Raw genomic sequence first — 26,710 nt, forward strand, 5'->3', positions numbered from 1 at the left:
GGCAGATATTCTCTGGAGAGCTAAAGTAAGCGAAGTAGTAAACCTAAAACAACTATGAAAGTATTTCTGATGGTCTTCATCGGCCTTTGTATGTTAAGCTGTAAAAACGAAGAAGTATCTAATACTGACTTCGAATTCGTGATCACCGGGAAAGTGAACAACGCCGAGGGCGTTAAAATCGCCCTGATACCAGAAGGCTCAAGTACTGAAGACCGACTGACGGCAATAGTCAAAGATGGTGTCTTTAGATTTGAAGGTAAGTCGGATAGGATTAAATCCGCCACGTTGCGATTTGAAGATGACATAATCCAGATGAGGGGAAGTTATGCAACGAGTATGATGTTGTTAGAGCCAGGTCAGGTCGCTATTAACTTTGATATTGGAGGAGAAGAAGGTGAGTATAGATTTTTAGCGCCTACTTATGAGCAGGGCGATAAAAACAAGGAAGTGCTGGACTTTTTCTACAAGTTCAAAGATGCTATAGAAGGTGGCAGTTGGATAATTGGGGATAGTATCAAAAATGATAGTATGGTGAGGCTTGTTTATCCGAAAGCCAGGAAGAATGCGTTGAACTTGTTCGATACTCAATTCGAAGACGGTACGCCAGAAGTGAGCTCATTTTTGTTCTCAGAAATTATCATCCAAAGGCTACATAGTAGCGGGATGTTCGATAAGGAGAACATAGATATTGCTGATATAAAAAGCGTTAGTCGGCTGTTCTATAATGTAGACTCTACGTCCATTAGCAGTGATAAGTACGAAATAATGAGAAACGCTGTGTTTCAATTAAACAGCAACAGTGCCTTCAGACCTTTTGTGGACTTTACTAGCTCAGATGCTGAGAACGTTGACTTCGCGATGTCGGACTTACTAAAAGAAAATGAATTTACGCTGCTATATTTTTGGTTCACGGAATGTAATCCATGTAGGAAATTTAACCGTGAAATGAAATACAACTATGCTATTTTACAATCAAAAGGAATTGAGGTCATCGGCGTAAACGTAGACGATTCCAGAGCAAAATGGCAGAAGTCTTCACTTCAAGATGATATACTATGGAAGAATCTGTACGTTGGAGATAATTCAGGGGTGGAAACGAAATACGGAATAAGAGGATTCCCATTTAAACTTCTCTTTGACAAAGACCTTAAAACTGTGGATGTCGACATCAAATCTGTTGAAGATGTAATGTCTTGGGCAAATAGCAAATGATTAGAAAACTTAAAAACAACGAGGTAGAAACTGCTCACCAGATACGTTCCGTATTTCAACGATCGTATGCAGTTGAAGCTGCTCTGTTAAAGGCCACGGAATTTCCACCACTTAAAAGACCTCTTGAGGCTTTCCTGGAGTGTAGTAATCCGTTTTTCGGATACATTGAAGGAGATGAATTAACAGGAGTCGTTGAAGTTGAACGCAATAAAGACTGCACGGGTATTAGAAGTTTGGTGGTGTGCCCAAAGCATTTCAGGCGCGGGATAGGGAGCAAGTTAGTGCAATTCGTTTTCGATGAATTCGACGCTGAAATCTTTGTCGTTGAAACTGGCGTCGATAATGGGCCAGCCATTGAATTGTATGGAAAACTTGGTTTCAGGGAGGTCAAACAATGGGAGACCGGGATTGGAATTAGGAAGGTGAAATTTGAAAGGCGAGTGTGTGATTAAGGAAATCTTTAGTGACGCCTCCCAGGCCACGTCCGTCGATTAGTTACCGTCTTTGGTAGAAATACCGAAACACTACGTCTTTTCGTTAGTTTTTTTGTAGACTAAGTTATTTAATACCTAACCAATTAATCATTCATGAGATTACGCTTACTTTCCGCCCTGGTCTTCCTGGCCATCGGCAGCACCCTATTGGCCCAAAAAGCCCCCGAAAAGATCACCTCTGTTGAGGGAATCACCGAATACCGACTCGATAACGGCCTGCAGGTCCTGCTCTTCCCGGACCAGTCCGTTCCCAACATCACCGTCAACGTAACCTATAAGGTGGGTTCCCGCCACGAGGCCTACGGTGAAACAGGAATGGCCCACCTCCTGGAGCACCTCGTCTTCAAAGGCACGCCCAACCATCCGGACATCCCAGCCGAACTAACCGAGCACGGCGCCCGCCCCAACGGTACCACCTGGTACGACCGCACCAACTACTTCGAATCCTTCGCCGCCAGCGATGAGAACCTCGATTGGGCCCTCGATATGGAGGCCGACCGGATGGTCAACTCTTTCATCGCCAAGAAAGACCTGGACAGCGAAATGTCCGTCGTCCGTAACGAATTTGAAAGCGGAGAAAACAGCCCGATTCGTATCCTGCGGGAACGGGTGCTAAGTACCGCCTACCTCTGGCATAACTACGGTAAGTCCACCATCGGTTCCAAGGCCGACCTGGAGAACGTGCCAATTGAGCGCCTCCAGGGTTTCTACCGCAAGTACTACCAACCCGACAACGCGGTACTGGTAGTGGCCGGCAAGATCAACGAAGAAAAAACGCTGCAATTGATCCAGGAGAAATTTGGAAAGATCCCCCGTCCGGAGCGCAGCCTTTACCCTACCTATACAAGAGAACCAGTGCAGGACGGTGAACGCTTCGTTGAGCTTCGTCGTACGGGAGACGTGCAGGTCTTTCAGGCAGCTTATCACATTCCTGCGGGCCCCCATGCGGACTATCCGGCGGTGGCCATCTTAATGGACGTACTGACCGACCGACCCAGCGGTCGTCTCTACAAGTCTATGGTAGAAGAAGGTGATGCCAGTGTCGTATTCGGTTCTGCATCTCCCCTGGCAGAACCTGGTTTCGCCTGGTTCGGAGCAAACGTGCTAAAGGAAAACGATCTGGCAGCAGTAGAAGCTACTTTTGATAAGACTATTGCCGATTTACAGGAAAACCCGCCAACTGACGAAGAAGTAAAACGCGCCAAGGACGGGCAGCTGAAAAACTTTGAACTCGCCCAACGCGATGCCAACCGCGTTGGTCTTAACATGAGCGCTTATATCGCCCAGGGCGACTGGCGCCTCGGCTACATTTACCGCGATCGTATCGAGCAGGTTACCCCGGAAGACGTGATGCGCGTGGCCAATAAGTATTTTATGCCTTCTAACCGGACGATTGGCCGTTTCTTCCCTACGGAGGATCCCGAACGGGCGGAGATTCCGGAAGTTCTGGACCTGTCCCTGCTAACCGATGGTTACGAAGGAAGAGAGGCTATTGCTGAAGGGGAGGAATTCGACCCTAGCTACGACAACATCGATTCCAGAACGGTTACCGGCAAAGTTGGTAAGACTGACCTTGAATACAGCCTGCTGACTAAGGAAACCCGCGGAAACAGCGTCAATGCCCGCATGACCTTCCGCTTAGGTAACTTAGAAGCACTTAAAGGACGTGCTGATGCTGGCCAGATGGCCGGCCAAATGCTGATGATGGGCTCCGAAAAATACACCCGCCAACAGATTCAGGATAAACTTGATGAACTCAAGGCAAGGGTATTTATTGGCGGCGGTGCCACGAGTGCTTTTGTCTCCATCGAAACGGAGAATGAGAACCTGCCCGCAGTGATCGACCTGGTCGGGGAAGTCCTGCGTACACCTACCTTCCCGGAACAGGAGTTTAACAAAATGATTAAAGAGCAACTTACCGGTATTGAATCAAGCCGGAGTGACCCCCGGGCCATTGTCTCTACCGAAATGCAGAAACGTACGAGTGATTACCCTAAAGGACATCCATTCTACGCCAGTGACTTTGACGAAGATGTTGCTACTTTAAAGGCAATGACCATTGATGATGTAAAAGCTTTCTACAAGGATTTCTACGGTGCCTCAGATGCGACTTTCTCCGCCAGCGGTGACCTGGATAAAGAGAAGGTAGTGGCCGCACTTGACCGCAACTTCGGCAATTGGAAAAGTCCAACCAAGTATGAGCGGATTGCCCGTCCTTACCGTGCCGTAAAACCAGATATGGTAAAGTTTGAAACGCCGGATAAGGCCAATGCTTTCTTCCTGGCTGCTCAGGTTATGCCGATCAGCACCAGCCACCCCGATTATGCTGCCCTCAACATGGGGAACTTCATTCTGGGCGGTGGCTTCCTGAATAGCCGCCTGGCTACCAGGATCCGTCAGCAGGATGGTCTGAGCTACGGCGTCGGCTCCCAGTTCAATGCCAGTGATGAGGATAAGCGCGGCTCCTTCATGGCCTACGCCATTTACAATCCGGAAAACCGCGAAGCGCTGGAGAAAGCTTTCAAGGAAGAAATTGAGAAAGCACGCAAAGATGGCTTCACTCCCGAGGAAGTCGAAGCAGCCAAGTCAAGTTGGGTGCAGAGCCAGCAAATGAGACGTGCCGAGGATCGTTCTATGGCCGGTACGCTAGGCGAAAACGCTTACCTCGACCGTGATATGCAGTGGAGTAAGAAAATGGAAGACAAAATGATGTCTTTAACGCCAGAAGAGATCAATGCTGCCGTCAAGAAATACATTGACGTGGACAAGATGGTGATCATGCGGGCTGGTGACTTCGCTAAGGCGGAGGCTAAGAAGCCTTAAGTTGGTCTATTGGGCCGTCAGGCCGTTGAACTTTAGATGACGGACCACTTATTAAAGAATGCCCCTTCCAGGTTTCGGTACCGGGAAGGGGCATTTTTTTGCGCGGCCGCAGGTGCCGGGAAGGGTTTAAAGAGCGGACCCGCTTACCGCAAAGTCCACCGGCCACCCAGCCCAAATTCGGGCACTTGCTCGAAGCCTTCGATCCCGGAACTGATTTGCACGCCCAGGGAGAGCTGTCGGGCCAGTTGATACTGGAAACCAACCTGCGGACGGATGAGGAGAACTGGCAGAAAATGGCGATTGTAGTTTTCGAGAATCTCTTGCTGATGAAGTAAGCCGGTAGACCGTTCGTACAAAAGTTTTTCGGCAGAAAAACGACTGTAAACCTGACCAACACCTGCCACACCGACGAAGTAGCGGAGCCGCTTTCGCTGGCGGAAGGTGTACTGAGCAGAGAGTGTGGTATGGAGACTACCATATTTTTCATCAACCAGTAGGGCGTAACCATTTTCTGGAAGCAGGCCGGGAAGGTTGTCCAACAGGCTAAGGTCGCTGCGGTTATTGTTTTCCCACAGCAGGCCGAAACCTATGCGCAGACCGTTCTCGAATTGCCGGGCACCTTCCAGTTGCAGCTGATGATAAGTGAGTTGCTTGCGGAAGTGCTGATCTAGGGCACGTTCACGGGTGAGGATGGCAGTTTCCCCACTACTAAGTACGAAGGGCGAGCCATCAGCGGGGTTGACACTGACGGAGTATTCGTCCGGCCCGTCCAGGTAACTGGATGAAGTGAGCCAGGGGCTGGCGCTTATTCCAATCTCCCAACGGGCAGCTGGGGTTTCTCCACCAGGTGTCGGTTCGAAGTGCCAACGGGCTTTTCTGCCGCTGGCGCGCAGCGCCACACTGTCGGGAGGATTAATCACCAGGGCATCCATCACGTTGGTAAGTGACAGGTCCGCCGATGAAAAATACCCCGTTATCAGGGGAGTTACTGACTCAACTTTTGCAGCGGTATAGACTGTGTTTTCTGAACGATTACTGCTGAAAAGAGCAGCGCTGGGAGTTGCGATCGGTACCCGAAAATCATTTGAGAATGATTGAGAGAAATCAGGCAGGCTGTGTTGATGTAGAACGGCACGCGATGACATCTTTCCGGAAGCAGCAGGTCGTTGAGCCTGGGAGCCAGTCGGTGTCATCAAGGCTGGCACCAAATGGTGTTCCTCCGGGGCCGTTTTTACCGGAGTTATTTGCTCATCAGCACGAGGAATACTCGTTTCGGTGAGTAGCAGCTCATCAGGTTGATACACCGTTAAATATTGCGGAAAGACCACCATTAGCAGGACCGTAGTAAGCACTGAACCAACGAGTACACCGCCACCCAGACCTGTGTAGAAGCCCGCAACGGAGGAGGTTGTCGTGGCAGCAACGGTGTTTGCCGCGTAACTGCTGGCTAATTGCGCCTGAATCCCACTCCATTGTCCGGGCGGTGGCGAGGCTGGCCTTGTGTTTTCAAGGCTTCGTTCAAATAATTCTTTCAGATTATGCATTGGACAACTGAATAGCGGGGTTAAAAAAAGGGCCAGCGAGGCGTTGGAGCTTTTTACGTGCCTTGGTAAGGTTCGAGCGAGAGGTCGCTTCCTGCACGTCGAGTAGAACGGCGATTTCAGCATGGGAGAATCCTTCCAGTACATGAAGGTTAAAAACCATGCGGGCGACGGGAGGAAGGCTGCGCAGCAATAAGTGAGCATCTTCTTCCGCCAGTTGGTGCAAAGCCAGGTTGCTGACTGATGGCGTCATGTAATCCTGTAGCTGCTGAATTAAGCTATGAGACTTACGATACTTCCGGTAATAATCGATTCCGGCATTGACCACAATCCTGCGAAAGTATTTTTGGAAATCGCCAGAAAACAGCTCCCGGTCAAGGGCGAGAAAGAGCTTTAAAAACGCGTCTTGAACGATCTCCTCGGCTTCCTCATCGTTTTTCCCGTAGTGCAGCGCAATGGTCCGGGCAAATGCGTAGTAACGCTGATAGAGCGTTTGCTGCGCGGTTGGCATGCGTTGATGACAGCCGTGCAACAACTCCTCCAGGGGGGTGATTGACATTCGGTTAATTGGTGTTAGGGGATGAGTACCTGGAAATTTCCAGTAAACTGAAAGGCCTGGTTCGGGTCCGTTACAAAGCTGCCGCTCATGATACCCGCCGATGTCCAGCTGTCGATGAAAATGGTCCCGCGAAGGGCTGATGTTTCGCCCGCAAGATGTGGGCAAACCGGATCGTCGTTAAGCAGGTAGGAGGTGTAATCAATATCAACCTTTTCTCCAATAGGTGCATCGGGACCACCAGCCAGACCGAAGGCTTTGGGAAGTCGCCGTTCCTTCAGGTTAGCGCCCCACAGGCTTAGCCGGACTTTACGGGTTCCGTCAACACTCTGGCGGGTAATCACCAACCTGTCGGCACCCTGTCCGTCTGCATTGGCGGTATAGAACGTTTCCAAAGGACTGTTCAGCAAAATTTGTTCATTCCCATGGTCAATGGAGATGAATTGGTCATTCGCACCCGCAAGGGTGATCGTTTCCTTCGAGGCGCAACCCTGGAATAAGCTGGCGAAGGTGAATAAGAATACGGTTCCAAATAAGATTCGTGCATTCATAATATCGTGATTTAATTGACGATAAATACACTGACGTAGCATAGGTGCTATAACGCTGCCGAAGGCGGAAATATATTTTCTCCTGAAGGTTTTCTCTGGAGCATTTTTGGGCGGGGCCGCAGGTGCAGGGGAGGTTGAAGCAAGCGGTAGTGGCTCTGTGGGAGTAAGGCAACCCAAGGTAGCCAAGGTATTTAGTCGGAGAAAAGACAGGCTTCCGGAAATTAGCTGACTAGTTGAAACGGAAACATAACTTTAGGAAAGCACTCTCCGACTACCCTATACAATGAAATACCTGACCTTTCCCCTCTTAATGCTCCTAATGCTGTGCAATGGTTCCCTGGCCGCTTGCTCCTGCGATCCCTACGACACCTTCTGCGCCATGGCCGGAGATTACAAGCACGAATCCTGGGGCCCATCCCAGATCGTAACCGCCCGTCCACTGCGTACCTACAACTTCAATTACGTTGGTTCGGTGTATGTGCAGCCGCTGTTCGATGTGGTCATCACCCGTAATCTGCGGGGCGGGCTAACCGCCCCCGGTGACACCATTACATTTTTGTTGCACAACGGGGTAAACTGTGCGGTTTGGCCGAGCCAGATCGATACCCTTTCCGAACAGGTATTCTTTTTCCGAAGGCTATACAGCAGTGGGGTTGATTATGATTTAGATGGAGTAACCGACTCCATTTTTACCCGTCATCAGATTACTACCCTGCAGAACTGTGGTCCGACCTTTCTCCCGCTCATCGATGGCGTAGTTTACGGGCCGATTGCCTCAGGTGTGGACAGCATGAGCCTGGAAGCGTTTACCTCCGATGAATTCCTGTGTGTAGCCGTTCCCCAGGAACCCATGGAGGAATGCACCCGGGATAGGATGAGTATGTGCGATCAACTAACGGAAATTGTTAGCGGGCAAGACCCGGTCAATCTCAATTTGGTAAGAATGGAGCTTTTAGGATCCCAATTCACGAGTAGTTCGCGGGGTCGCCGGGCGTTGGTGGCCGATTTCAGGATCATGAATCAGGAAACAGGGAACCTGACGCAGGCCGGAGACACGATTAGCGTTATCCTGCGAGGGGATAATCGGTGCGTCTATTATAACGGAAGTTTTGAATATAGTCCACGCCCTGGGTTTGCTTATCTATACTACTTTACGTCGCTTGACAAGACCGGAGGGTTCGAATCTGAGGGCTATGAAAGTTTCATGAGTCGGTATCCGGTTACGGAGGCCCACCGCAACGTAAAGAGTTTCGTCACCATAAGTGAGGATTCCATCACCTTAGGTTCCGGTACTAATCGAGAGCGAATTCCCTATGCTGTCTACACCACTGATCTAAAAGCTTGTGCCGGTTTGGTTTGTGCCCGGCCGGTTGGGGTTGAAGACCTGCGCGTTTTCCCGAACCCGGCATCGGAGCGGGTCGCGATCACCTGGGACGGGACGGTAACTGGTATTGATTTAATGGATTTTACGGGCAAAGTTCATCAGCGTATGGCAGTCGCTGGTTTGCAATATCGCCATGAGTTTGACGTCAGCCATCTACCGCCCGGCGTTTACATCGTCAGGCTGACCACTGCGGAGGGCGTGGTGGCGCGAAAAGTGATTGTGAACTGATGGGGTAGACGCTGCACTTTTAGCAGTAAAGGAAACGCAACCTCCTTCAGCGATTCGTTGGGTGAGGTCATTTTCTTTGCGGCTAAATGGTTCTTTTATGGCGCGGCCGCAGGTGCAAGGGGAGCTTAAAAAGCAAATCAATTCAGCCTCAGCTTCATTCAATTCGCAACGCTTGTGCTACGTCTGAAGCAAGAAGAGCTGCCTGACCTCTGTACTCCGCCACGGCATCCCCGGCCCGGCCATGGAAGTACACGCCAATCAAGGCGGCTTCGAGTGGCTCGTACCCCTGGGCCAACAGACCGGTAATGATGCCCGTAAGCACATCCCCCATCCCTCCTGTGGCCATCCCGGGGTTTCCCGAAGTGTTGAAGTATCGCTCGCCGGAGGGCGCGGTGATGCAGGTATGGGCGTCTTTCAAAACTACGATGCACTGGTGCTGGCGGGCAAAGTCTCGCGCTTGGTCGTAGCGATCCTCTCCGTTCGCGGCTGCGCCCGTGAGGCGGGCGAATTCTTTGATGTGCGGGGTGAGGATAGCACCGGGGGGCAACAAGGCCAACAGGGTGCGGTCAGTGGCCAACAGATTTAGCGCGTCTGCATCAATTACTATAGGTTTGTCCGTAGTTGTCAAGAGGCTTCGGAGCAGATCAGCGGTTGCAACTGACTGCCCGATACCCGGCCCGATGGCCACTACCGAATATGGATGCAACGGAGGCAACTCGGTAAGCTGGTCTGCATTGGCATCAATAAGGCACATTGCTTCGGGTATGCCAGACTGGAAGATGTCATACCCACACCCAGGTACTTGGGCAGTAAGCAAGCCGGCGCCGGCACGCAGGCAGGCGCGGGCGCAAAGTACTGCTGCCCCGATTTTGCCCCTGCTCCCGGCCAGCAACAGCGCGTGCCCGTAAGTACCTTTATGCGAGTAACGGGAGCGGCGTTTTACCAGCTGGCTTACGGTTTTATCCAAAACAAAATCCTGCCCCTGCAGGCTTTGGAGAAAGTCTTCGTCGAGGCCGATGTCCACGCTGCGCCAGCGGCGCAGGTAGTCGTTGTTCTCCGGTAGGAAGAAAGCCGGTTTAGGCCGCTGAAAACTTATCACCAACTCCGCCCGGACGATGGCACCTTTGGGCGGTAACCCGTCGGCAAATAACCCAGAAGGCAAGTCAATGGAATACACCGGCGCGTCGGCAGCGTTGATGGCTTCGATGACGCTGGCGGCCAGGCCCGTTACCGGTCGGTTGAGTCCGGTGCCGAAGAGCGCGTCGATGATGATGTCTGCCGAGGGGAGGTCTACGTCAGCATCATCGTTTTTCAGGTAGGTGACCTGATGCCCGAGGCGCTGGAGGTTGGCCTGCGCGTCGGGGCTGAGGCGGTCTTCGGAACCCATAAGGACGACGTCAACCAAATAGCTGCGCTCGCGTAAGAGCCGAGCTACGGCAAGGCCGTCTCCACCGTTGTTGCCCGGGCCGCAGACGATGAGGATCCGTTGGTCGTTTGCAATGTCTTCCTCCAGAAAAGCTTTCACAAAAGCATTGGCGGCGCTTTCCATCAACGCAAGGGAAGAAGGGAAGTGATGCTTGATCGTATACATGTCAGCAGCACGGGTCTGGGCAACGGTTGGGAGCTTAGGGAGGAGGTACATTACCTGGCTTTTTCTGAGAACGGTTAGGGCAGAATGCTGGTTCTCTCTGCCTGATAAAAGGATTGTGTTATGGTAGTTTGGGTGGGGTACACCCTTATCTGTGTGCTCGCCCGTGGCTGAAGGCGGTATGGTTATCCCTTTGCTCCTCCAGCCGTTTTTGCATCCTGCGGCCGCGCCCAAAGAAGTATTCAGAATGGAATTTTCAGGGGTCTGATACAGGAACCAGGTCCCAATATTCTTAAAATTCACCTTACTGCCCTGAATGGTTGCTGCCACTGTAGTAGCGTTCTAACGTCCCCCAATAGACCAGTAGCACCAGTAGACCAATTCTACTTAACTTCCCGAATAGTACTCTCTCCCCGCGCCGTCATGTCCGTATCGAACATGCGCTGCTCCAGATATTCCCTGTTTTTGGCGATGGAGCCATTGAGGTAGCGTTCCACCATCAGGCTGGCAATGGGAGCGGCGATGGTGCCGCCGTAACCACCGTTTTCAATGTAGACGAGGATGGCGATTTTTGGGTTGTCCATCGGGGCAAAAGCTGTGAAAACAGAATGGTCGTCTCCATTGGGGTTCTGTACGGTTCCCGTCTTTCCACAAATTTCGATGTTGGGAATGTTTGCCCGGCGCGCAGTACCGTTCAATACGGTTTGGCGCATGCCCTGGACCACGGCCTCAAAGTGCTGACGGTCGATGTCGATGTCGTGTCGTTCCGGGGTGAGCGGCCGGATAACGGCCTCATTGCCCTCCTGTACTTGCCGGACCAGGTGCGGGGTATACCAGTGTCCCCGGTTGGCGATGGCCGCGATGAAGTTGGCGATTTGGAGGCTGGTCATCTCGTACTGCCCCTGGCCGATGGCCAGAGCGCGATAGTAGATCGCCTTCCAGCGTTCACCCTTCTCGTTTTTGCTAATGAATTCACTGCCGGGAACAAAGCCGCTGATCTCCCCAGGAAAGTCGATGCCCAGTTTTTGTCCCAGCCCAAACTGATAGAGGTAATCGTTAAAAGCATCGATGCCCTTTGCCGGCGTATCACTGCCAAACCGGTTAATGTTTTCCAGCCACGCAGTGACGAAATAGTTATTGCAACTTTGCGAAATTGCTTCCTGGACATTATTGATGTAGCCATGGGCGTGGCAGCCCAGCAATACTCTGCCACCGCTGGTGAAACCACCGTTGCAGGCCATGCCCCGGTTTTCGTTCAGGGTACCGGTTTCCAGGCCGATGAGCGAGACCAGGGTCTTGAACGGAGACCCCGGCGCATATTTTCCGTTGATGGCCCGGTTGAGCAGTGGCTGCAGCGTATCCCGCTGTAACTGTGTAAACGCCTGGCTGCGGCCACGGCCGATCCTTAGCCAATCTGGGTTGTAGGTGGGTGCGGAGATCATGGAGAGTATCTCCCCGGTGGCTGGCTCAATGGCAATTACGGCGCCTACTTTATTTACCATCAGGCTTTCGCCGTATTGCTGCAGTTTCAGGTCAAGCGTTGTAATCAGATTGGAACCAACGATGGCGTCCTGCTCGGCCTTTACGTTGCCTACATCTCTTCCAAGACGATCGAGGTACAGCCATTTCTCCCCTTTTTCACCCCGCAGCATTTCTTCGTACTGATACTCCAGGCCCGAGAGGCCATGATAATCTCCCGTGACGTAACGACCAGCTCCCGATTGGATGGTTTTTTGGTCCACTTCACTCATGTAGCCAAGCAAGTGTGCCGCCACGGGTTGAGGGTAAGCCCGGGAACTACGCAGACTGGCCGAAAAGCCAGGGAAGCGGAACAGGTTCTCCTGAAAAGTAGCGTACATCTGCCGGGAAACGTTGGGCAGGAAGATGAAGGGCTTGCGTTTGGTGTACTTGAAACCCCATTCCTTTGGGATGCACTCTACAAAGTATTCGGGTGTAATTTTTAGCAGGCTACAGAAGCCCAGGGTATCAAAGTTTGCATTTTTTGCCGCAAAGTCACGATAAGTCATTTCAATCTGGTACATCGGCTCATTGATGGTGAGCAAGTCTCCATTACGATCGGCCATCAGGCCTCTGGCCGGATAGAGTTTAACCTTGCTTGAACCGACCCTGTTGGCCCGCTCGTTCCAGTCAGCGTCAAATACCTGAAGCTGTGCTACTTTACCCAGCAACAATACTGCAACGATGATGAAGAGTGCGCGAATGACCACACCACGGTTGTCCAGCCTTTTTTTTGCACTTTGCATAGTTACTAAATACGGGGCCTGAGGAAAGATACTAAGATTCCACAAAGCATCCACGAAATGGGGATGGTAAAGAGGCTCTTTAACAGTATTTGCTTCCAGAAAACTGGTGAGAATGCTTCCATGCTGAAATAGAAAACGGCGTAGGCGGTGATGATAAAGCCCAGGTATTGAATCCACCAGGTTCGACTCAGGTCCTTACCATCCGGGCTTGCTTTTACCTTGTAACCGTCTTTTGGCGCAAGAATAGCCAAAACGAATTGGCGGATATAACCGGTGAACGTCGCGGCGGCGGCGTGGACACCGAGGGTTTCGTAGAAGAAATCTACACTGATGCCGAGCAGAAAAGCAAATATGACGACCATCGGTCGGGGCGTCCTCAAGGGAAGTAGGGCAACGAATAAAGGGGCAACTAATACGAAGACGTAGTCGGCTCCTCCCCAGCCGAGGTTTACCTGCCGAAAGATGAATACCTGCAGGAAGACAAGCAGAAAAAAACGGATGATGTTACTGATTGGGTCGACTCCTCTCATTCCTTTTAGCGTTGTTTGAGGGTTTCGAGTTCTTCCTTGAATAAATCCTGGACGACGTAGGCGTTGGCAGAATTTAAAGGTTCATTGGCCAGCACAATATTCAGGTGCTGACTACCGGTTCCTGGTTGGATTTCGGTATTTTCAACCGTGCCGATCACTTGCCCGGTAGGGAAAACGTTCGAATAGCCGGTGGTGTAGATCGTGTCTCCGGGAGAAACTTCGGCGTAGTCAGGAATGTCCGTCACCGTCATCCGGCGAGGGTCCTGGCCATCCCAAAGCAAGGTCCCGTAGTGTCCGTTGCTTAGGCCAGCACTTATCCGGGTCGCCCGATGAAGAATAGAGATTACCCGGGCGTGCCGTTCGGTCGGCAGGTCTACGATACCGATCAGGCCCTGATTATCCACCACTCCCTGGCCTTGTTTTACGCCAAGCTGGGTGCCACGGTCAATAACGCAAGTATTGTTGGGCCGGTAGGGAGAACGGTTGACGATGTTAGCCGCCAAAAAAGTATACCGTTGCAAGTAAGTACGGTCGTCGATGCTGTCGACAGCAACTTCGGTGTTGTACTGTGCCTCTGGTAATAAACCCTTTAGCCGGGCAATCTCCCGCTGCAGCACCTGATTCTGTTCTTCGAGGTCCAGGTAGCTGTTGACGCCACTGATGGCATCGTTAACGCTGCCGCCCCTAACCGTCATCGTCTCCGCAAAAATTTTGCTCTGCGGGCTGTTGTTGTTGATGATCAGGTACATACACAACAATTGCAGCCCCACGAAGGTGATGAAGCTGCCGTTGTTGTAGAATATGCGTAGGAGTTGTTCCATTCAGGTTGCGGGGTTCGCTTCGCTCACGTTGCAGGGGTTGCGGGGTTCGCTTCGCTCGCGTTGCAGGGGTTGCGGGGTTCGCTTCGCTCACGTTGCAGGGGTTACGGGGTTCGCTTCGCTCGCGTTGCAGGGGTTGCGGGGTTCGCTTCGCTCGCGTTGCAGGAGTTGCAGGGACTCGCTTCGCTCGCGTTGCAGTTGTTGCAGGGTTCACTTCGTTCACGTTGCAGGAGTTGCAGGGACTCGCTTCGCTCGCGTTGCAGTTGTTGCAGGGTTCACTTACGCTCACGTTGCAGGAGTTGCAGGGACCTCGTTTATTTTGCGGTATTGCAACAACTGCAACCCTTGCAACTTGAGCGCAGCGAATACTGCTTTAGCTAACGCTACTGGACGGTACAAGAATCGCCCGGAACCGGTTGGTATCGCTAAGTGCTTTACTTGTTCCCCGGACTACGGCGGAGAGCGGATCTTCTGCAACGTGTACGGGGAGCTGGGTCTTTGCGCTGAGGCGTTTGTCCAGTCCGCGGAGCAGGGCACCGCCACCGGTGAGGTAAAGGCCGGTGCTGTAGATGTCGCTTGCGAGTTCCGGCGGCGTCGTTTCAAGGGCACGAATCACGGCCTCTTCGATGGACACGATGCTTTCGTCTAGCGCGGTAGCAATTTCCTGGTAGGTTACTGTGATTTGTCGCGGGATACCGTTGAGGAGGTCGCGGCCATTGACGGCGTAGGGTGGGGGAGGATCATCGAGTTCGGGGAGGGCAGAGCCCACCTCAATCTTGATTTTTTCAGCGGTGCGCTCTCCGATAAGGATGTTGTGCGTACGCTTCATGTAGTTGACGATGTTCTCCGTGAACTCGTCGCCGGCCGTACGGATACTTTGGTCACAAACGATGCCGGAAAGGGCGATGACGGCAATCTCCGTCGTACCGCCTCCTATGTCGATGATCATGTTACCGATGGGCTCTTCGACGTCAAGACCGATACCCAGGGCGGCAGCCATGGGTTCGTAGATCAGGTACGTTTCTTTGGAGTCAACGCGGGCGGCACTTTCGAAAACGGCACGCTTTTCCACTTCGGTGATGCCGGAGGGGATACAGATGACCATTTTGAGGTGGGTAAAGAAGGAACGGCGGGTGCCGATCATGTCGATCATCCCCTTGATCATATGTTCTGCAGCGCGAAAATCGGCAATAACGCCATCCTTCAACGGGCGAACCGTTTGAATGGTGTCGTGCGTCTTCTCGTGCATCTGCATGGCGCGGCGGCCGACGGCAATGGTCTCCTCGGTCTTACGGTTGATGGCCACGATCGAAGGCTCGTTGACGACAACTACCCCGTTCTGAATGATCAGGGTGTTGGCGGTGCCCAGGTCGATGGCTAAATTCTGCTGAAATAGGCTGAAAAACCTCATTTATTTTGTTGTGTCTGTAGGCGTGTTTCGAGGCAAATTGGACAGATCTTGGCTGCCCCTGAATATTGCCGTCGTCAAGCGGCCTTGTGGTTTCCGCAAAAGTCGGGAAAAGTCATCGTAAAGCGGCAAAATCAGGCCTTTATTGTTGGGGAGGCGGGGTTTTTATTGCTTTGAGCGCTTTTTTGGGCGCGGACGCGGGTGCAGTGGAGGTTTTTAGGCAGGGTGGATAACCAACCATTAAGATTATTCAGGCATTAAGGATAAGGGGAGCAGGCGTGTTTGGGGTAACCACTAAGGCATTAAGGATAAGGGGAGCAGGCGTGTTTGGAGTAACCACTAAGGCATTAAGGGCACTGAGGAATTACACTAAGGTTTAGCTAGCCTTAGCTGACAGGCAAGCGAAGCGAGCAAATCCTCGCGGTAGCTCCATCAAGAATCGATAGCACGAAGTACTTCGAGGCAAATCGCCCATCGAGCATCGAGAATTCCACGAGCGTAGCGAGCATCTTCCAGCGGTAGCCCAATCGCCTATCAAATATCACCAGAGGCTACCCACTTGGAGGTGTCGGCACCGTCTACTTCATCTGCGAACATTATCAGGGTATCGCCCTGGCCTTTTGTACTTATTGTCAAGAAAAATACTTTCTTGACAATAACAATGGAAAATTCAGGGCTGAAATTGAAGCTTCTCGCTTGCCCTTTTTATCCCATTACTATGCACCTGCGGCCCCGCCCTTAATAAGGGGAAAAGGCAAGAAAGGAGTAACCAAGGTACCACGATTCTTTATTCGTTTACACCTTTCCCTTTACTGGTCCAGCGGAGATTTCAACTTCGTGATCACCCGTGCACCTTCCACCTGCGGTGCGCCACCGAGGATGACTTCCCAGTCGTCTCCCGGACTGAGGTATTTCTGCGCCAGATCCTGCAGTTCTACCGGCGTTATGCTGCGGACGGCATCGTCGAGTCGGCCCAACAGCAGCACGGGATCGTAGCCCTTGACGATGGCCGAGCGGTGGCGGTAGCCATGGCCGAAAGGTCCATCCAGCTCCATGGAGAGGCTTCCGGCCAGGTAAGCACGGACCATGTCCAATTCCGGGCCAGGAACGGGAGTCTGCAATAGTTTGTCGATCTCAATGTCGATTTCGCGCCGCACGTCGGCAAGGTTTTCATTGGCAACGTCGGCCTGAACGCCAAAGGAACCATCGAAACGATAGGTGTCCAGGTCACTTTCGATGCCGTAGGTGAAGCCTTTTTCCTCCCGTATGTTTCGCATCAGCCGGCTGCTGAAGTAGCCGCCGAAAATGGTGTCGAGTACCACCAGCCCGCCGTAATCTTCCTCCTGAATGCGGATGCCCCGGCGCCCGCGCCGAATCATGGTCTGCTGCGCCCGGGGGCGAAGCACCTGAAGCACTTCCGGGGCGGAGGACTTCGACGATAAAACCGGTACTTTGGCCCGTTGGCCTACGGGTAATTGACCGAAGGTGGCATCGAGCAATTTTTCGACTTCGGTGGTTAATTGTCCGGCCACAAACAGCGTGGCGTTGCCGGCATGAAAGTGTGAGCGATGATATTGCTTTACATCGCTCAACTTCAGGTGGTTATAATCTGCCGTATAGCCGTTGTAGCCATAGGGGTGTGGGGACCCGAAAATGGATTCAGTAATGAGGCGAAAAGCCAGCGTGTCGTTGTCGCTCATGCCTTCCCGAAGCCGTTGCCGCCGCCGCTTTTGGAAGCGGGCGAAACTCGCTTCGGTAAATGCCGGCTCTGCGATGGCCTCGGCCATTACGGGAAGAACGTTTGGTGCATGACGCAGGATAGTGGAGAGGGAAAGGTTGCCCGTATCCATCATGTCTGGCTGGGAAAGGTTGGTGCCGTACTGCTCGAAATAGGCTTCCAGCTCTGCGGCTGGTCGTTGGATGGTGCCTTCCATCATCATGTCGGCCGTAGCTCCGGCCTGCAGCCGCTTACCTTCGAAAGGCCGGCCGGCGTCCCAGATAATCTCTACGCGGAGTACCGGCGCCTCCACGCCGCCAATGGCCACTACTGGCAAGCCATTAGCCAGGGTCCAATGGCGGGCAGGCATCAACGAAGGGATTTTGGGCAGGCGTACTTTTGGGGGAGCTAATTTCAAATTGATCGAATCAGGTTGTGGTGGAGAGGATAGGGAGAAAAAGGGAAGGAAGGGGCGAAGATACTATTCGGGGCTGGATGTACTTCCGTAGAAGTACGGGTTGGTGTTTTCTGGGGTCCCCGTTTGTACTTCCGTAGAAGTACGGGTTAGTATTTGTGCGGTCCCCATTCGTACTTCCGTAGAAGTACGGGCTGGCCAATTTTCGCCTAAACCATAGCCAAAGGATTGCCAGAAATACCCTTCAGTTGACGGACCACTTTAGCAGGGTCTTCCGCCTTAAACACCGCACTACCCGCCACCAGTACACGTGCCCCGGCCTCGAGGACCTTCTGTGCATTTTGCAGGCCAACACCTCCGTCTACTTCTATGATGGCCGGACTGTTGCGAACGGTAATCAGGTCATAGGCCTGGCGGATTTTAGCCAGGCTACGGTAAATAAATTTTTGCCCGCCAAAACCCGGATTTACCGACATGATCAATACCAGGTCGAGGTCTTCGATGATGTCGTCGAGGACACTTACCGGCGTAGCAGGGTTCAGCGCGACGCCGGCCTTGCAGCCGGCAGCCTTGATCTGTTGCACCACCCGGTGCAGGTGATTGGTCGCTTCAGCATGAACGGTTATTCCGTGAGCACCGGCCTTAGCAAAACTTTCGATGTAGCGACCCGGTTCGTCGATCATCAGGTGGACATCAAGGTATTTGGTAGCATCCTTAGCTACCTGCTCAATGATGAACTGGCCAAAGGAAATGTTCGGTACGAAGTTGCCATCCATTACGTCCAGGTGGAACCAGTCGGCCTCACTCTCATTAACGAAACTGATGGCCTTGTCGAGGTGGCGGAAATCTGCGGCTAGTAGGGATGGAGCGACTAAATGCATGTTACTTTTTAGTTTTTTGGTTGGTGTAGGGTTCGCTTTGCAGGAGTTGCAGGGTTTGCTACGCTCACGTTGCAGGAATTGCAGGGTTCGCTACGCTCACGTTGCAGGNGTTGCAGGGTTTGCTACGCTCACGTTGCAGGAATTGCAGGGTTTGCTACGCTCACGTTGCAGGAATTGCAGGGTTCGCTACGCTCACGTTGCAGGAGTTGCAGGGTTCGCTACGCTCACGTTGCAGGGGTTGCAGGGTTTGCTTTGCTCACGTTGCAAAGGAGCGTCTAGTTGTAACCCCTGCAACAATTGCAACCCCTGTAACCCTTTAAAGATCAAACCCGATATCTCCACGATAGTTGGAACCGGCGAAGTGAATTTTCCTGGCATTGGCATAGCTCTGTGCCAGAGCTTCCTGAAAAGTCTCTCCATAGCTGGTTACGGCAAGTACCCGGCCGCCATTGGTGACGACCTCGCCCGCCTCATTTTGTTTGGTGCCTGCGTGGAAAACCATACTGTCTTCGATCTCATCGAGGCCAAGGATGAGTTTGCCTTTTTCGTAGCTACCGGGGTATCCTCCGCTCACGAGAACGATGGTGGCGGCCTGGCGGCTATCAATACTGATGGTCGACTGGCCAATTTCCTCGTCGGCTGTTTGCAGGCAAAGTTGTAGGAAGTCGGAGTCAAGGCGTGCCATTACGGATTGCGTCTCTGGGTCGCCCATCCGGCAATTGTATTCAATTACGAATGGCTCTCCTTCCACGGAGATGAGGCCGATGAAGATGAATCCTTTGTAGTCCAGTTGCCGGGCCTGGATGCCTTTCATTGTCGGTTTGATGATGCGCTGTTCTACCTTGGCCATCATGTCGGCATCGACAAAAGGCGGGTGGCTTACGGAGCCCATCCCTCCGGTGTTTGGACCGGTATCACCGACGCCAATACGCTTGTAATCTTTGGCAACCGGTAAGATGCGGTAGTCTTTTCCATCCGTAAGCACGAAAACGGAAAACTCAATACCGTCCAGAAAGTCTTCTACTACTACCTCCTCGCTGGCAGCTCCGAATTTCCCGCTCAGCATGGCTTCCAGTTCGGTCTTTGCTTCTCCTACATCGTTGAGGATGACCACGCCTTTGCCTGCCGCAAGGCCATCGGCCTTCAGGACGATCGGCGGTCGGCGGGTTTCGAGATAATCCAGGCCATCAGCAAGCGTAGCCGCTGAAAAGTTCCGATAGCCGGCAGTAGGAATATTGAACTCCTCCATAAATTCCTTGGCGTAGGCTTTGCTGCCCTCAAGTTTCGCTGCTTCCGCGCTGGGCCCAATGAACCTAACCTTTTTAAGGGCTTCGTCTGCCTTAAAGAAGTCCTGAACACCACGAACCAGCGGTTCCTCCGGTCCGCAGATTACCAGACTGATCTGATGCGCCTGTACGGCTGCTTTTACTGCAGGGAAATCATTGGGGTCAAGGGCAAGGTTGGTCGCATAATCACGGGTGCCGGCATTGCCCGGTGCCACAAAAAGAGATTGACACAAAGGGCTTTGGCTGAGCCGCCAGGCCATGGCGTGTTCGCGGCCGCCGCCGCCTAATAGAAGGACGTTCATTTGCTTTTCTGGTAGTTGGCTGCGAAGGTAGTGAATAGTATGTAGTCGATAGTAAGTGGTCCATGGTTGATAGCGCGCTAAAATGCTAGGCTGTACTACTTACCACAAACCAGAATACTATAACTATTTAGCCTTGTTGGGAACCTGAAGTGTATTAAGAAGGCTAATGGGTTAATCAATAATCTCGTCCGTCCCTAAGTACAGTTTATTTTTGGTGAAATACCAGTGCCTCTCGGCGGGCAGTTTCATCGTTCCGACGGATGCCTCGCCCTCCAGCAAGATGTACTCTCCGGTACCGGGTCCATCCTTCTCGTGATAGAAGGAATAGCCACTCAATGCGTAGGTTTCGGGTTCGAAATAGAAAAACCAGATGTCCTTCCCTGTTTCCGGAGTATAGTGGACTTCGAGCTCCAGCATCTCACGCCCGTCGTACCAGACTTTATGGGCGGTAGGCTGAATCAAGGTGCCTTCATCCCGCAACTTCATGGGCAGGCCGAAGAGATAGGTGTAGTAGTCACGTACCCATTGTGTGCCCTCTTCCGTGAGGCGAAACTTCTTAGCCACCTCGTCGCTGATCTCCGTCCTGCCCTGGTGGCTGAACGAATAGCTGTTGTTGAGGAAGCGCATCTGTATTTTATCCCGTCCGCGGGTTTGTTGCATTTCAAACTCGTTGGAGCCGGGATAGAAGGTTAACCTGGTTTGTCGCACCGTACCGTCCGGTCGACTTTCGGCAAGTTGGATCAGGTGACTGCGCTTAGCCCAGGTACCTTCCGGGTCATGGTAGCGAATGGATCGGGTGAGGATGCTGTCGGTAGAAATTTCTACCCGGTCGCGGGTCCAGTCGCGCAGCGACTGTTCGTTCATCCTTACGTAATGGTCGTTTTTAGCTTCCCGGGCCAACTCGAGGCTCCTTTCCATCAGCCGCTTACCTTTTGCCTTGTTGCCCATCTGGTATTCTATGATGGCCTGGTGTCGTGTACGATTAAACTGTTCTTTGCTGGTAGATGCCCAGCGGTCAATCCAGGCTTTCGCTTTTTGCAGGTTGGGCCCGTTATCGAGGTAGTATCGGGCAGCGGAGTAGTACTCGTCCGGATCCTGTGCTGGATTGAGTTGGAGGGCAGCACGGTCGGCAACCTGATCGTCAGTTGGCAATTTAATGGTAAGGGTAACTCGGTACCACTCCCACTCCATCACCAGGTCCACGGATTGAGGGCTCAGGTTCATCCAGCGGTACTCCAACGTTTCGATGCGTTCGGGTAACCGTTTGGCTTTGCCTTTTTGGCGTACCAGGTCACGACTCTGGGTATAGTCATTAGTACCCCAGTTGTTGGTGGCCCGATTGATGATCCAGGTCCAATCTCCTTTATTTTCCGGAATGAGGTAGATAGAATATGTACCTTTTTCAAGGTTAGTCTCACCTATGGTTACCGGGCCATCTACAGTAAGTAAGGTGTTTTCGTTTGCACCAGCGCGCCAAAGCGTTCCCCAGGGCTGCAGTCCTCCAAAAATAACCCTGGCCCGAACGTCAGGGCGATGATAGTTGACGGACAACTCCGTGTACCCAGCGTTAGTGGCGTTGGTCGCCGCCGGGCTCGCATCGGGAGCCACAAACTGTGCTTTTACCAAAAAAGGGAGTAGGGTCAGGAGTAATAGGAATGGCTTCATAAATAAAATACTGTGTGCCGGAATAAAGTGTAAATCTACCGCTTACTCATCAAAACCGTCCGTTCCCTGGTTTTAGTTCACCGGGGTGAGTGTTTTTTAGACAAAGCCGTACCCAACTTACCCTGCCGACAGGCAAGTGCCGCGTAAGCTTGCCTGGCGGTAGTTTGTTTTACAAACAGCGGTGGGAAGCCTTCACGTTCATTTCTTGAGGCTTTCCCATACGCGAAAACTGACGCTTTGTTTACAACGCCACTGCAATCAATGCGCTTAGTTTCTTTTCCTTGCACCTGCGCGCCGCCGCCCGGCTTATTTGCGACTACCTACTGCAAAAAAATCCATTGCCCGCTCGTCCATCCAGTTCCAGCTTTTGCCCTTCAGCGCAAACCCTACATGACCACCCCAATCAGGGGTCTCCAGGTTGATCAGTGGATGCTTCTTCGCCAAATCGTGGGGGTTACAGGCGTCAGGAACGATGGGGTCATTTTTAGCATTTACAATGAGCACCGGGGCGGTGGTCCCTCCCACGAAATTGCCCGAAGACAGGTAAGCGTAGTAATCGTCCAGATTGTCGTAGCCCCCGATCCTGGCCGAGAAGTGCCGGTCAAAATCCCGCCAAACCTGTATGTCTTTTAGTTTGGAAAAATCAACGCGGCCCGGGAATTGAGCTTCCTTGGCCCGAATCTTGGCCGTTAGTGCACGACGGAACTTGGAGCGGTAGATCCAGTTCTCCGACAGGTCAAGGCTGTCCGCACTGTGCTCGATAAATACCGGTGCCGAAAAGGCGACGCCATGGGTTACTTCGGCCGGCCGGTCGTTGCCCATCGTTCCCATATATTTCAGGGTCAGGTTTCCGCCCATACTGTAGCCGACCAGGACCACACGGTCTAACTTTCCACCAGCCAGTGCATGGTTGATCACCAACTCAAGGTCTTCGCTTTGGCCATGGCTGTACAGCTTTTTCGTGCGGTTCATTTCTCCGGAACAAGACCGGCAATTCCACGCCAGCACCTGCCAGCCGCGTTGGTGGAAAAACCTCGCAGCGCTCGCGACGTAGACCCGACTGCTATCACCCTCCAAACCATGACTCAGAACCACCAGCCGCCGACTGTCCTCATGATCAAGCCAGTCCAGGTCCAGAAAATCACCGTCGGGCGTATCAATGCGCTCACGGCGGTAACTGACCGGTATTTTTTGGAAAAGGTTGGGGACAATCGTCTGGTAGTGGGCCTTTAGGCGGGAAAGCATATTTTGGTCTATTGGTCTATTGGTCTATTGGTTTGTTAGGCTATTGGAGCGGAATTACACCAATCGGCCAATGACCCCAAGTACTTCGTCTTCTACCACCCGGCAGGTTATTGCGGAGTCGTAATCGAGGTGCCCTTCCGGGTCGTAGGTATAGAAAGTGGCAACGTCTCCGAGGGCGAATGGTTGTCGTTCGTATTTATGGATATAGCGGCTTTGGTCGGCGTCAACGAGCCACAACAGGTTATCGGGTAGTTCTTGCATGATGGTGCTTACTTTACCTCAAACCATTCTCTTCCCGACCGGGCCGGGAGTACGGTAGCAGATATTTTGCCTTCGGCGACCAGGAAATATTCCTCGACTTCGGAGGTTGACAGGGTGATGGAATAGTTGCCATCTGCTTCTGCCTTCAACTTGGAGTACTGAAAAGTTCCGTGTCCTTTAACCCGGTGTGCCACCCAAACGGGATGGCCAGATTCTCCCTCAGTAAGGGAGACAGAAATGGAGACTTCCTCATCGTTCTTAACGGCGGTATGATCCGCAATCTCGGGCGTTGGTTGCTTGTACAGTGGGTGATCACGGAGGTAGTTCCCCCGCTTTTCGAAGAACTCTTCAATCCCAATAACCTTGCCGCCGGTTACATCTACAGTTTGGTGATAATTGAGGGTATACGTTTCGGTAGGGTAGAGGGGGTTCGGCTCCTGGATTACGTGTGGTGTGATGATGCTACGGATCTTCTCCGCGCGCTCTTTGTACAATCCGGAGGCAAATTGCTCTTCGTAGATCGTGCGCAGATGAGCTACGTACATTTTACGGAATAATGGCCGGTCGAATAGTCGAAGCACCAATGGCCTTTCCTGATTACGGTCAGAGAAGTGGAGGAAAGGACTGAGCGTGATCAGTTGCTCATCGGTCAGGATTTTCGTCTTGTCTACGAGCCTGAATCCACCCATGCTCAGGTTTAAATCCCAGATGATGGACCGCCAGATTCCGGTTTCGTCCTTAAAGAGATAAAAATTATGGCAGAAAGCCCCAAGATAACTATCAAGGTTGCTCAGTGCATTGTCGAAAGCGAGCATCCACAGGGCCTCATCAACGTTAAGAATCTGACTTAGATCAGCTTCTTCATCCTTAATTGCTTTGGTGAGGCTCACGAGTTCTTCCCAGCCGTAGTCTGATTTTTTAAGCTCGTAGCGGCTGGCGTAACAGATGGAATCTTCCCCCAGGTAAGCCAGGTTAGCGCCCGTACCGGGAGGACAGAATGCTGGTGGCGGATCTTTACTTTCGGGGTCGCATTTAAACATTACCCCATCTTTGGCGTCGAACTCCTCCTCCCAAAAATTCTCGTCCACGGATTCAGTAAGGTTGTACAGCCCGAAGTAATCGCCGTCAACGGTAAGACGTGCGTAATTGCATTCGGAGGCGGAGACGTAGTCGCGGGCAATTTGGTAGCTGAGGGTTTCCCGCAGGTAGCTGGGGTCACGGAACAGGTTACTGAGTTTAAGGGTCTTGTATTTTCCGTCTACCCGCTGATTTTTAATGTACTCACTGACTTTGATGTTGAACGGCAACTTCTTTTTTTCCTCCTGAGCCGGAGCAAAATAGGAACTGTTGCCCTTCAGCCGAACACCCACGCTGTCGTAGGTGACGCCATCAACTTTGAGGGTAGCGGATATCCTGGCTTTTTGGAACTGTTTCTTCCAGGCATTCAACTTGCGTTTCCAGTTTGGATCGTGCATCTCCAGTTCTATCTCCACCACGCGGTCGAGTTCATAGAGTTCCTGTTTTGCCTTTTGGGCGTGCATTTGGGCGGGGCCGCAGGTGCAGAGAATGGTTAAAAAGGCAAGGAAGATTAGTCGCGATACAACGCTCATTCGGTCGGGGAGATAAATTCTGGCCGTGAAGATAAGGGATGCATTTCGGATAACGACACGGTTATTGGTTGAGGTATCTCGGGATTGACATTAGATATTGAAATAAGGTCCACCTCCCATGAAGTCTATTTGAGCAGCCAGCCCCCTGACTTCTGGCGTCCTTCACTAGGAGCGTGTCTAAACATTAACCTCACCCCCGGCCTTGTCCTCGTTCAATAACCAATAAGGATCTTCCCGAAACCGCCTCCAGTAATCTTCCAGGTTGCTGCGGAGTTGCTCGATGCTGGCTTGCTGCGCCGGAGGCGTAGCCGCCCAGATGTTCTGCCCCTCGTATTCCTTTGTTTTTAGCTCGTCGATGTACTTGCGCAGGTTAAAACAAAGAGTACACTGGCCGGCGGCGATCAGGTCATCGAGCATATGTTGCTCCTTTTCGGCCTCACTGAACCAAAGGGTGGTCGGCATGGTGTTTGCCGCTGCGATCACTTTCGACATCTTGAATCCAACTACATCTACGTGCGCGCCCTTCAAACTGTAAATATTGTTGTTCTTGATTCGCCCACGCCATTCCGGGCTGGCAAATAATGCACTGATCTGCAGCTGGCGAATACGCCGCAGAAAAATATCCATGACCATTTTGAGCACGGATAGTGCACGGAATTTGGCGAGGTAGTACAGGATGTAGATCGGAGTCGTGGTCAGTACGCCGAAATCTTTCATGATTTCCGGCAGCTGCCCACCAGCAAATGTTTTACTTACCTCCTGAATCACGATTTTTCGGACGGTGAAAAACAGGGCGAACCAGCCGGCAATCAGTGTGGCGAGGCAGGATACCAGCACGATGTCCCACGGCGGAGCATCCCAGACGAACAGCAGGCCAATCGCTACAGCGAGGATCAGTAGCGCGATCAGGTTAATGCTGCGAAAGGTGAAAAAATTCCCGATGCTGCTGTAATTGAACTCCGGAACTTCCAGCGGGTCCATCGTTTCGCCGGAAACGTCGGAGATGAGGTAGGTGCCCACCAGTGGAAGCCCATCTTTCAGGTGCCGCTGCTCGGCCAGCTTTACGCCCTCAATGCCCTGGTTGTCCAGGACGCCACCGTCCATAATGGCGGTGACGGGTTCGTGCTCCATTTCGTTCCAGGCTTCTTCCACGGCGCTTCCCGGGCCGTTACCATAGTCCTTAGGCATGACCATCGGTTCGAAGCCGCCGGGGAAACAACTGGAAGAGGCCGCTGCATCGGCAAGTCGGATCTCCCTGGAGGCAGATTTTGGCAGATTCAGATTTCCGTTGCCGAATAGCTCGTCTTCGTGGGCCCGTTGAAATCGGAACTGAACGCCGGTGGTGAATTCGGAAGCGCCGAAAATGATGTCGTTAAGGTGTCCGGTTTTTCCTTCATAAAGTACCGCAAAGGTCTTTCCCTCGTAGAAGTATTGATCATAGACTTCAGCAAAGGCATTGATGACGTCACGGGATTTATGCTTGTTAGTCCATTTATCCGGGTTGTTCAGTTTGTGCAACGCCCGCTCCACCAACTTGTCTTCTTGCAGAAGTGCGTAAAGCTTGGTAAAGCAATCGTAATAGGTGCCACCTTCAGCAATCTTCAGGGCGTACATGACCCCGGTCAGTGTTCCGCCGGAGATGGTCGACAAAATACTGACCCGACTAAGTAAATTGTCGTCTTCGTACTCCAGTGAATTAAGCAAGGACATAGTGCCCAGGTGAAAGGTGGTGGCGCGGTAGCCGCCACCAGACAGGGAGAGGGCTATTTTGGAAAATGGAATGGGGGTCATCTAGAGTGTTTTTCAAGAATTAGTCTAAAGGCATATTAAGCTATTACTTTTCCGACAGGGCCATAGTTAAAGGATGCAGGAAGTAGGTAGAAATGCCTGTATTAATGGGTAGTTTTACCTGATCAAAGAGAAAGGACATG

The 26,710-nt window shown here is 52.2% G+C and carries 20 protein-coding genes; 4 read left to right on the forward strand and 16 right to left on the reverse strand.

Annotation, left to right across the window (positions count from 1 at the left end; translation table 11 throughout):
* Positions 1–54: 54 nt before the first annotated feature.
* The 3 genes from B036_RS0117500 (at position 55) to B036_RS0117510 (ending at position 4,529) form a co-directional block, all read left to right on the forward strand.
* Complete coding sequence (locus B036_RS0117500; RefSeq protein ID WP_026232081.1) at positions 55–1,212, forward strand: TlpA disulfide reductase family protein; 1,158 nt, start codon at positions 55–57, stop codon at positions 1,210–1,212.
* Positions 1,209–1,664, forward strand: coding sequence for a GNAT family N-acetyltransferase (locus B036_RS0117505; protein WP_020570033.1), 456 nt, complete (start codon positions 1,209–1,211; stop codon positions 1,662–1,664). Before B036_RS0117500 ends, B036_RS0117505 begins: the two co-directional genes overlap by 4 nt.
* Positions 1,665–1,799: 135 nt before the next feature.
* The gene (locus tag B036_RS0117510; protein ID WP_020570034.1) at positions 1,800–4,529 is read left to right on the forward strand and encodes a M16 family metallopeptidase; all 2,730 of its coding nucleotides are present in this window, start codon (positions 1,800–1,802) and stop codon (positions 4,527–4,529) included.
* 143 nt (positions 4,530–4,672) lie between these two features.
* On the opposite strand, the gene B036_RS0117515 is transcribed toward B036_RS0117510, so the two are convergent.
* From B036_RS0117515 to B036_RS0117525, 3 genes are read right to left on the reverse strand one after another with little or no spacing between them, the layout of a single operon-like run.
* Positions 4,673–6,073, reverse strand: a complete 1,401-nt coding sequence (locus B036_RS0117515; protein WP_020570035.1) for a hypothetical protein — start codon at positions 6,071–6,073, stop codon at positions 4,673–4,675.
* Positions 6,066–6,629: an RNA polymerase sigma factor gene (locus tag B036_RS29860; protein ID WP_020570036.1), complete on the reverse strand. Its 564-nt coding sequence runs from the start codon at positions 6,627–6,629 to the stop codon at positions 6,066–6,068. Before B036_RS29860 ends, B036_RS0117515 begins: the two co-directional genes overlap by 8 nt.
* 14 nt (positions 6,630–6,643) lie before the next feature.
* Positions 6,644–7,177 carry a hypothetical protein gene (locus B036_RS0117525; protein WP_020570037.1) on the reverse strand — a complete coding sequence of 178 codons (534 nt, stop codon included), beginning with the start codon at positions 7,175–7,177 and terminating at the stop codon, positions 6,644–6,646.
* A 283-nt stretch (positions 7,178–7,460) separates the two neighbouring features.
* Between B036_RS0117525 and B036_RS0117530 the strand changes: the two genes are divergently transcribed.
* Positions 7,461–8,789 (forward strand): T9SS type A sorting domain-containing protein, encoded by a 1,329-nt coding sequence (locus tag B036_RS0117530; RefSeq protein ID WP_020570038.1) that lies wholly within the window; start codon positions 7,461–7,463, stop codon positions 8,787–8,789.
* Positions 8,790–8,943: 154 nt separating this feature from the next.
* On the opposite strand, the gene B036_RS0117535 is transcribed toward B036_RS0117530, so the two are convergent.
* From B036_RS0117535 to B036_RS0117595, 13 genes are all read right to left on the reverse strand, one after another.
* The gene (locus tag B036_RS0117535) at positions 8,944–10,431 is read right to left on the reverse strand and encodes a bifunctional ADP-dependent NAD(P)H-hydrate dehydratase/NAD(P)H-hydrate epimerase (RefSeq protein WP_026232082.1); all 1,488 of its coding nucleotides are present in this window, start codon (positions 10,429–10,431) and stop codon (positions 8,944–8,946) included.
* Between the two features lie 329 nt (positions 10,432–10,760).
* On the reverse strand, positions 10,761–12,641 hold the full coding sequence (gene mrdA / locus B036_RS0117540) for a penicillin-binding protein 2 (protein ID WP_020570040.1): 1,881 nt from the start codon (positions 12,639–12,641) through the stop codon (positions 10,761–10,763).
* Positions 12,642–12,646: 5 nt separating this feature from the next.
* Positions 12,647–13,171, reverse strand: coding sequence for a hypothetical protein (locus tag B036_RS0117545; RefSeq protein ID WP_020570041.1), 525 nt, complete (start codon positions 13,169–13,171; stop codon positions 12,647–12,649).
* 5 nt (positions 13,172–13,176) lie between these two features.
* Positions 13,177–13,992: a rod shape-determining protein MreC gene (gene mreC / locus B036_RS0117550; protein ID WP_020570042.1), complete on the reverse strand. Its 816-nt coding sequence runs from the start codon at positions 13,990–13,992 to the stop codon at positions 13,177–13,179.
* A 370-nt stretch (positions 13,993–14,362) separates the two neighbouring features.
* Positions 14,363–15,400: a rod shape-determining protein gene (locus B036_RS0117555; protein WP_020570043.1), complete on the reverse strand. Its 1,038-nt coding sequence runs from the start codon at positions 15,398–15,400 to the stop codon at positions 14,363–14,365.
* A gap of 806 nt (positions 15,401–16,206) precedes the next feature.
* A complete protein-coding gene (locus tag B036_RS0117560) occupies positions 16,207–17,484 on the reverse strand; it encodes a M16 family metallopeptidase (protein WP_020570044.1) in 1,278 nt (425 codons plus the stop codon).
* A gap of 254 nt (positions 17,485–17,738) precedes the next feature.
* A complete protein-coding gene (rpe, locus tag B036_RS0117565; protein ID WP_020570045.1) occupies positions 17,739–18,410 on the reverse strand; it encodes a ribulose-phosphate 3-epimerase in 672 nt (223 codons plus the stop codon).
* Positions 18,411–18,726: 316 nt separating this feature from the next.
* A complete protein-coding gene (gene purD, locus B036_RS0117570) occupies positions 18,727–19,998 on the reverse strand; it encodes a phosphoribosylamine--glycine ligase (protein ID WP_020570046.1) in 1,272 nt (423 codons plus the stop codon).
* A 171-nt stretch (positions 19,999–20,169) separates the two neighbouring features.
* Entirely contained in the window at positions 20,170–21,663 is a 1,494-nt protein-coding gene (locus B036_RS32290) for a DUF6503 family protein (protein ID WP_020570047.1), read from the reverse strand.
* A gap of 306 nt (positions 21,664–21,969) precedes the next feature.
* On the reverse strand, positions 21,970–22,908 hold the full coding sequence (locus tag B036_RS0117580; RefSeq protein WP_020570048.1) for a YheT family hydrolase: 939 nt from the start codon (positions 22,906–22,908) through the stop codon (positions 21,970–21,972).
* Between the two features lie 54 nt (positions 22,909–22,962).
* Entirely contained in the window at positions 22,963–23,169 is a 207-nt protein-coding gene (locus B036_RS0117585; RefSeq protein ID WP_020570049.1) for a hypothetical protein, read from the reverse strand.
* Between the two features lie 8 nt (positions 23,170–23,177).
* Positions 23,178–24,779 (reverse strand): CotH kinase family protein, encoded by a 1,602-nt coding sequence (locus B036_RS0117590; protein WP_083926246.1) that lies wholly within the window; start codon positions 24,777–24,779, stop codon positions 23,178–23,180.
* Positions 24,780–24,956: 177 nt separating this feature from the next.
* Entirely contained in the window at positions 24,957–26,570 is a 1,614-nt protein-coding gene (locus B036_RS0117595) for a patatin-like phospholipase family protein (RefSeq protein WP_020570051.1), read from the reverse strand.
* Between the last annotated feature and the right edge of the window lie 140 nt (positions 26,571–26,710).

This window comes from Neolewinella persica DSM 23188 (assembly GCF_000373105.1).
Lineage (GTDB): Bacteria > Bacteroidota > Bacteroidia > Chitinophagales > Saprospiraceae > Neolewinella > Neolewinella persica.

What these genes read in the sequence shown, in the direction of transcription:
- B036_RS0117500 (WP_026232081.1), top strand. Translation starts at nt 55, where the DNA reads ATGAAAGTATTTCTGATGGTCTTCATCGGCCTTTGTATGTTAAGCTGT.
- B036_RS0117505 (WP_020570033.1), top strand. Translation starts at nt 1,209, where the DNA reads ATGATTAGAAAACTTAAAAACAACGAGGTAGAAACTGCTCACCAGATA.
- B036_RS0117510 (WP_020570034.1), top strand. Translation starts at nt 1,800, where the DNA reads ATGAGATTACGCTTACTTTCCGCCCTGGTCTTCCTGGCCATCGGCAGC.
- B036_RS0117515 (WP_020570035.1), bottom strand. Translation starts at nt 6,073, where the DNA reads ATGCATAATCTGAAAGAATTATTTGAACGAAGCCTTGAAAACACAAGG.
- B036_RS29860 (WP_020570036.1), bottom strand. Translation starts at nt 6,629, where the DNA reads ATGTCAATCACCCCCCTGGAGGAGTTGTTGCACGGCTGTCATCAACGC.
- B036_RS0117525 (WP_020570037.1), bottom strand. Translation starts at nt 7,177, where the DNA reads ATGAATGCACGAATCTTATTTGGAACCGTATTCTTATTCACCTTCGCC.
- B036_RS0117530 (WP_020570038.1), top strand. Translation starts at nt 7,461, where the DNA reads ATGAAATACCTGACCTTTCCCCTCTTAATGCTCCTAATGCTGTGCAAT.
- B036_RS0117535 (WP_026232082.1), bottom strand. Translation starts at nt 10,431, where the DNA reads ATGTACCTCCTCCCTAAGCTCCCAACCGTTGCCCAGACCCGTGCTGCT.
- mrdA (WP_020570040.1), bottom strand. Translation starts at nt 12,641, where the DNA reads ATGCAAAGTGCAAAAAAAAGGCTGGACAACCGTGGTGTGGTCATTCGC.
- B036_RS0117545 (WP_020570041.1), bottom strand. Translation starts at nt 13,171, where the DNA reads ATGAGAGGAGTCGACCCAATCAGTAACATCATCCGTTTTTTTCTGCTT.
- mreC (WP_020570042.1), bottom strand. Translation starts at nt 13,992, where the DNA reads ATGGAACAACTCCTACGCATATTCTACAACAACGGCAGCTTCATCACC.
- B036_RS0117555 (WP_020570043.1), bottom strand. Translation starts at nt 15,400, where the DNA reads ATGAGGTTTTTCAGCCTATTTCAGCAGAATTTAGCCATCGACCTGGGC.
- B036_RS0117560 (WP_020570044.1), bottom strand. Translation starts at nt 17,484, where the DNA reads ATGCCTGCCCGCCATTGGACCCTGGCTAATGGCTTGCCAGTAGTGGCC.
- rpe (WP_020570045.1), bottom strand. Translation starts at nt 18,410, where the DNA reads ATGCATTTAGTCGCTCCATCCCTACTAGCCGCAGATTTCCGCCACCTC.
- purD (WP_020570046.1), bottom strand. Translation starts at nt 19,998, where the DNA reads ATGAACGTCCTTCTATTAGGCGGCGGCGGCCGCGAACACGCCATGGCC.
- B036_RS32290 (WP_020570047.1), bottom strand. Translation starts at nt 21,663, where the DNA reads ATGAAGCCATTCCTATTACTCCTGACCCTACTCCCTTTTTTGGTAAAA.
- B036_RS0117580 (WP_020570048.1), bottom strand. Translation starts at nt 22,908, where the DNA reads ATGCTTTCCCGCCTAAAGGCCCACTACCAGACGATTGTCCCCAACCTT.
- B036_RS0117585 (WP_020570049.1), bottom strand. Translation starts at nt 23,169, where the DNA reads ATGCAAGAACTACCCGATAACCTGTTGTGGCTCGTTGACGCCGACCAA.
- B036_RS0117590 (WP_083926246.1), bottom strand. Translation starts at nt 24,779, where the DNA reads ATGAGCGTTGTATCGCGACTAATCTTCCTTGCCTTTTTAACCATTCTC.
- B036_RS0117595 (WP_020570051.1), bottom strand. Translation starts at nt 26,570, where the DNA reads ATGACCCCCATTCCATTTTCCAAAATAGCCCTCTCCCTGTCTGGTGGC.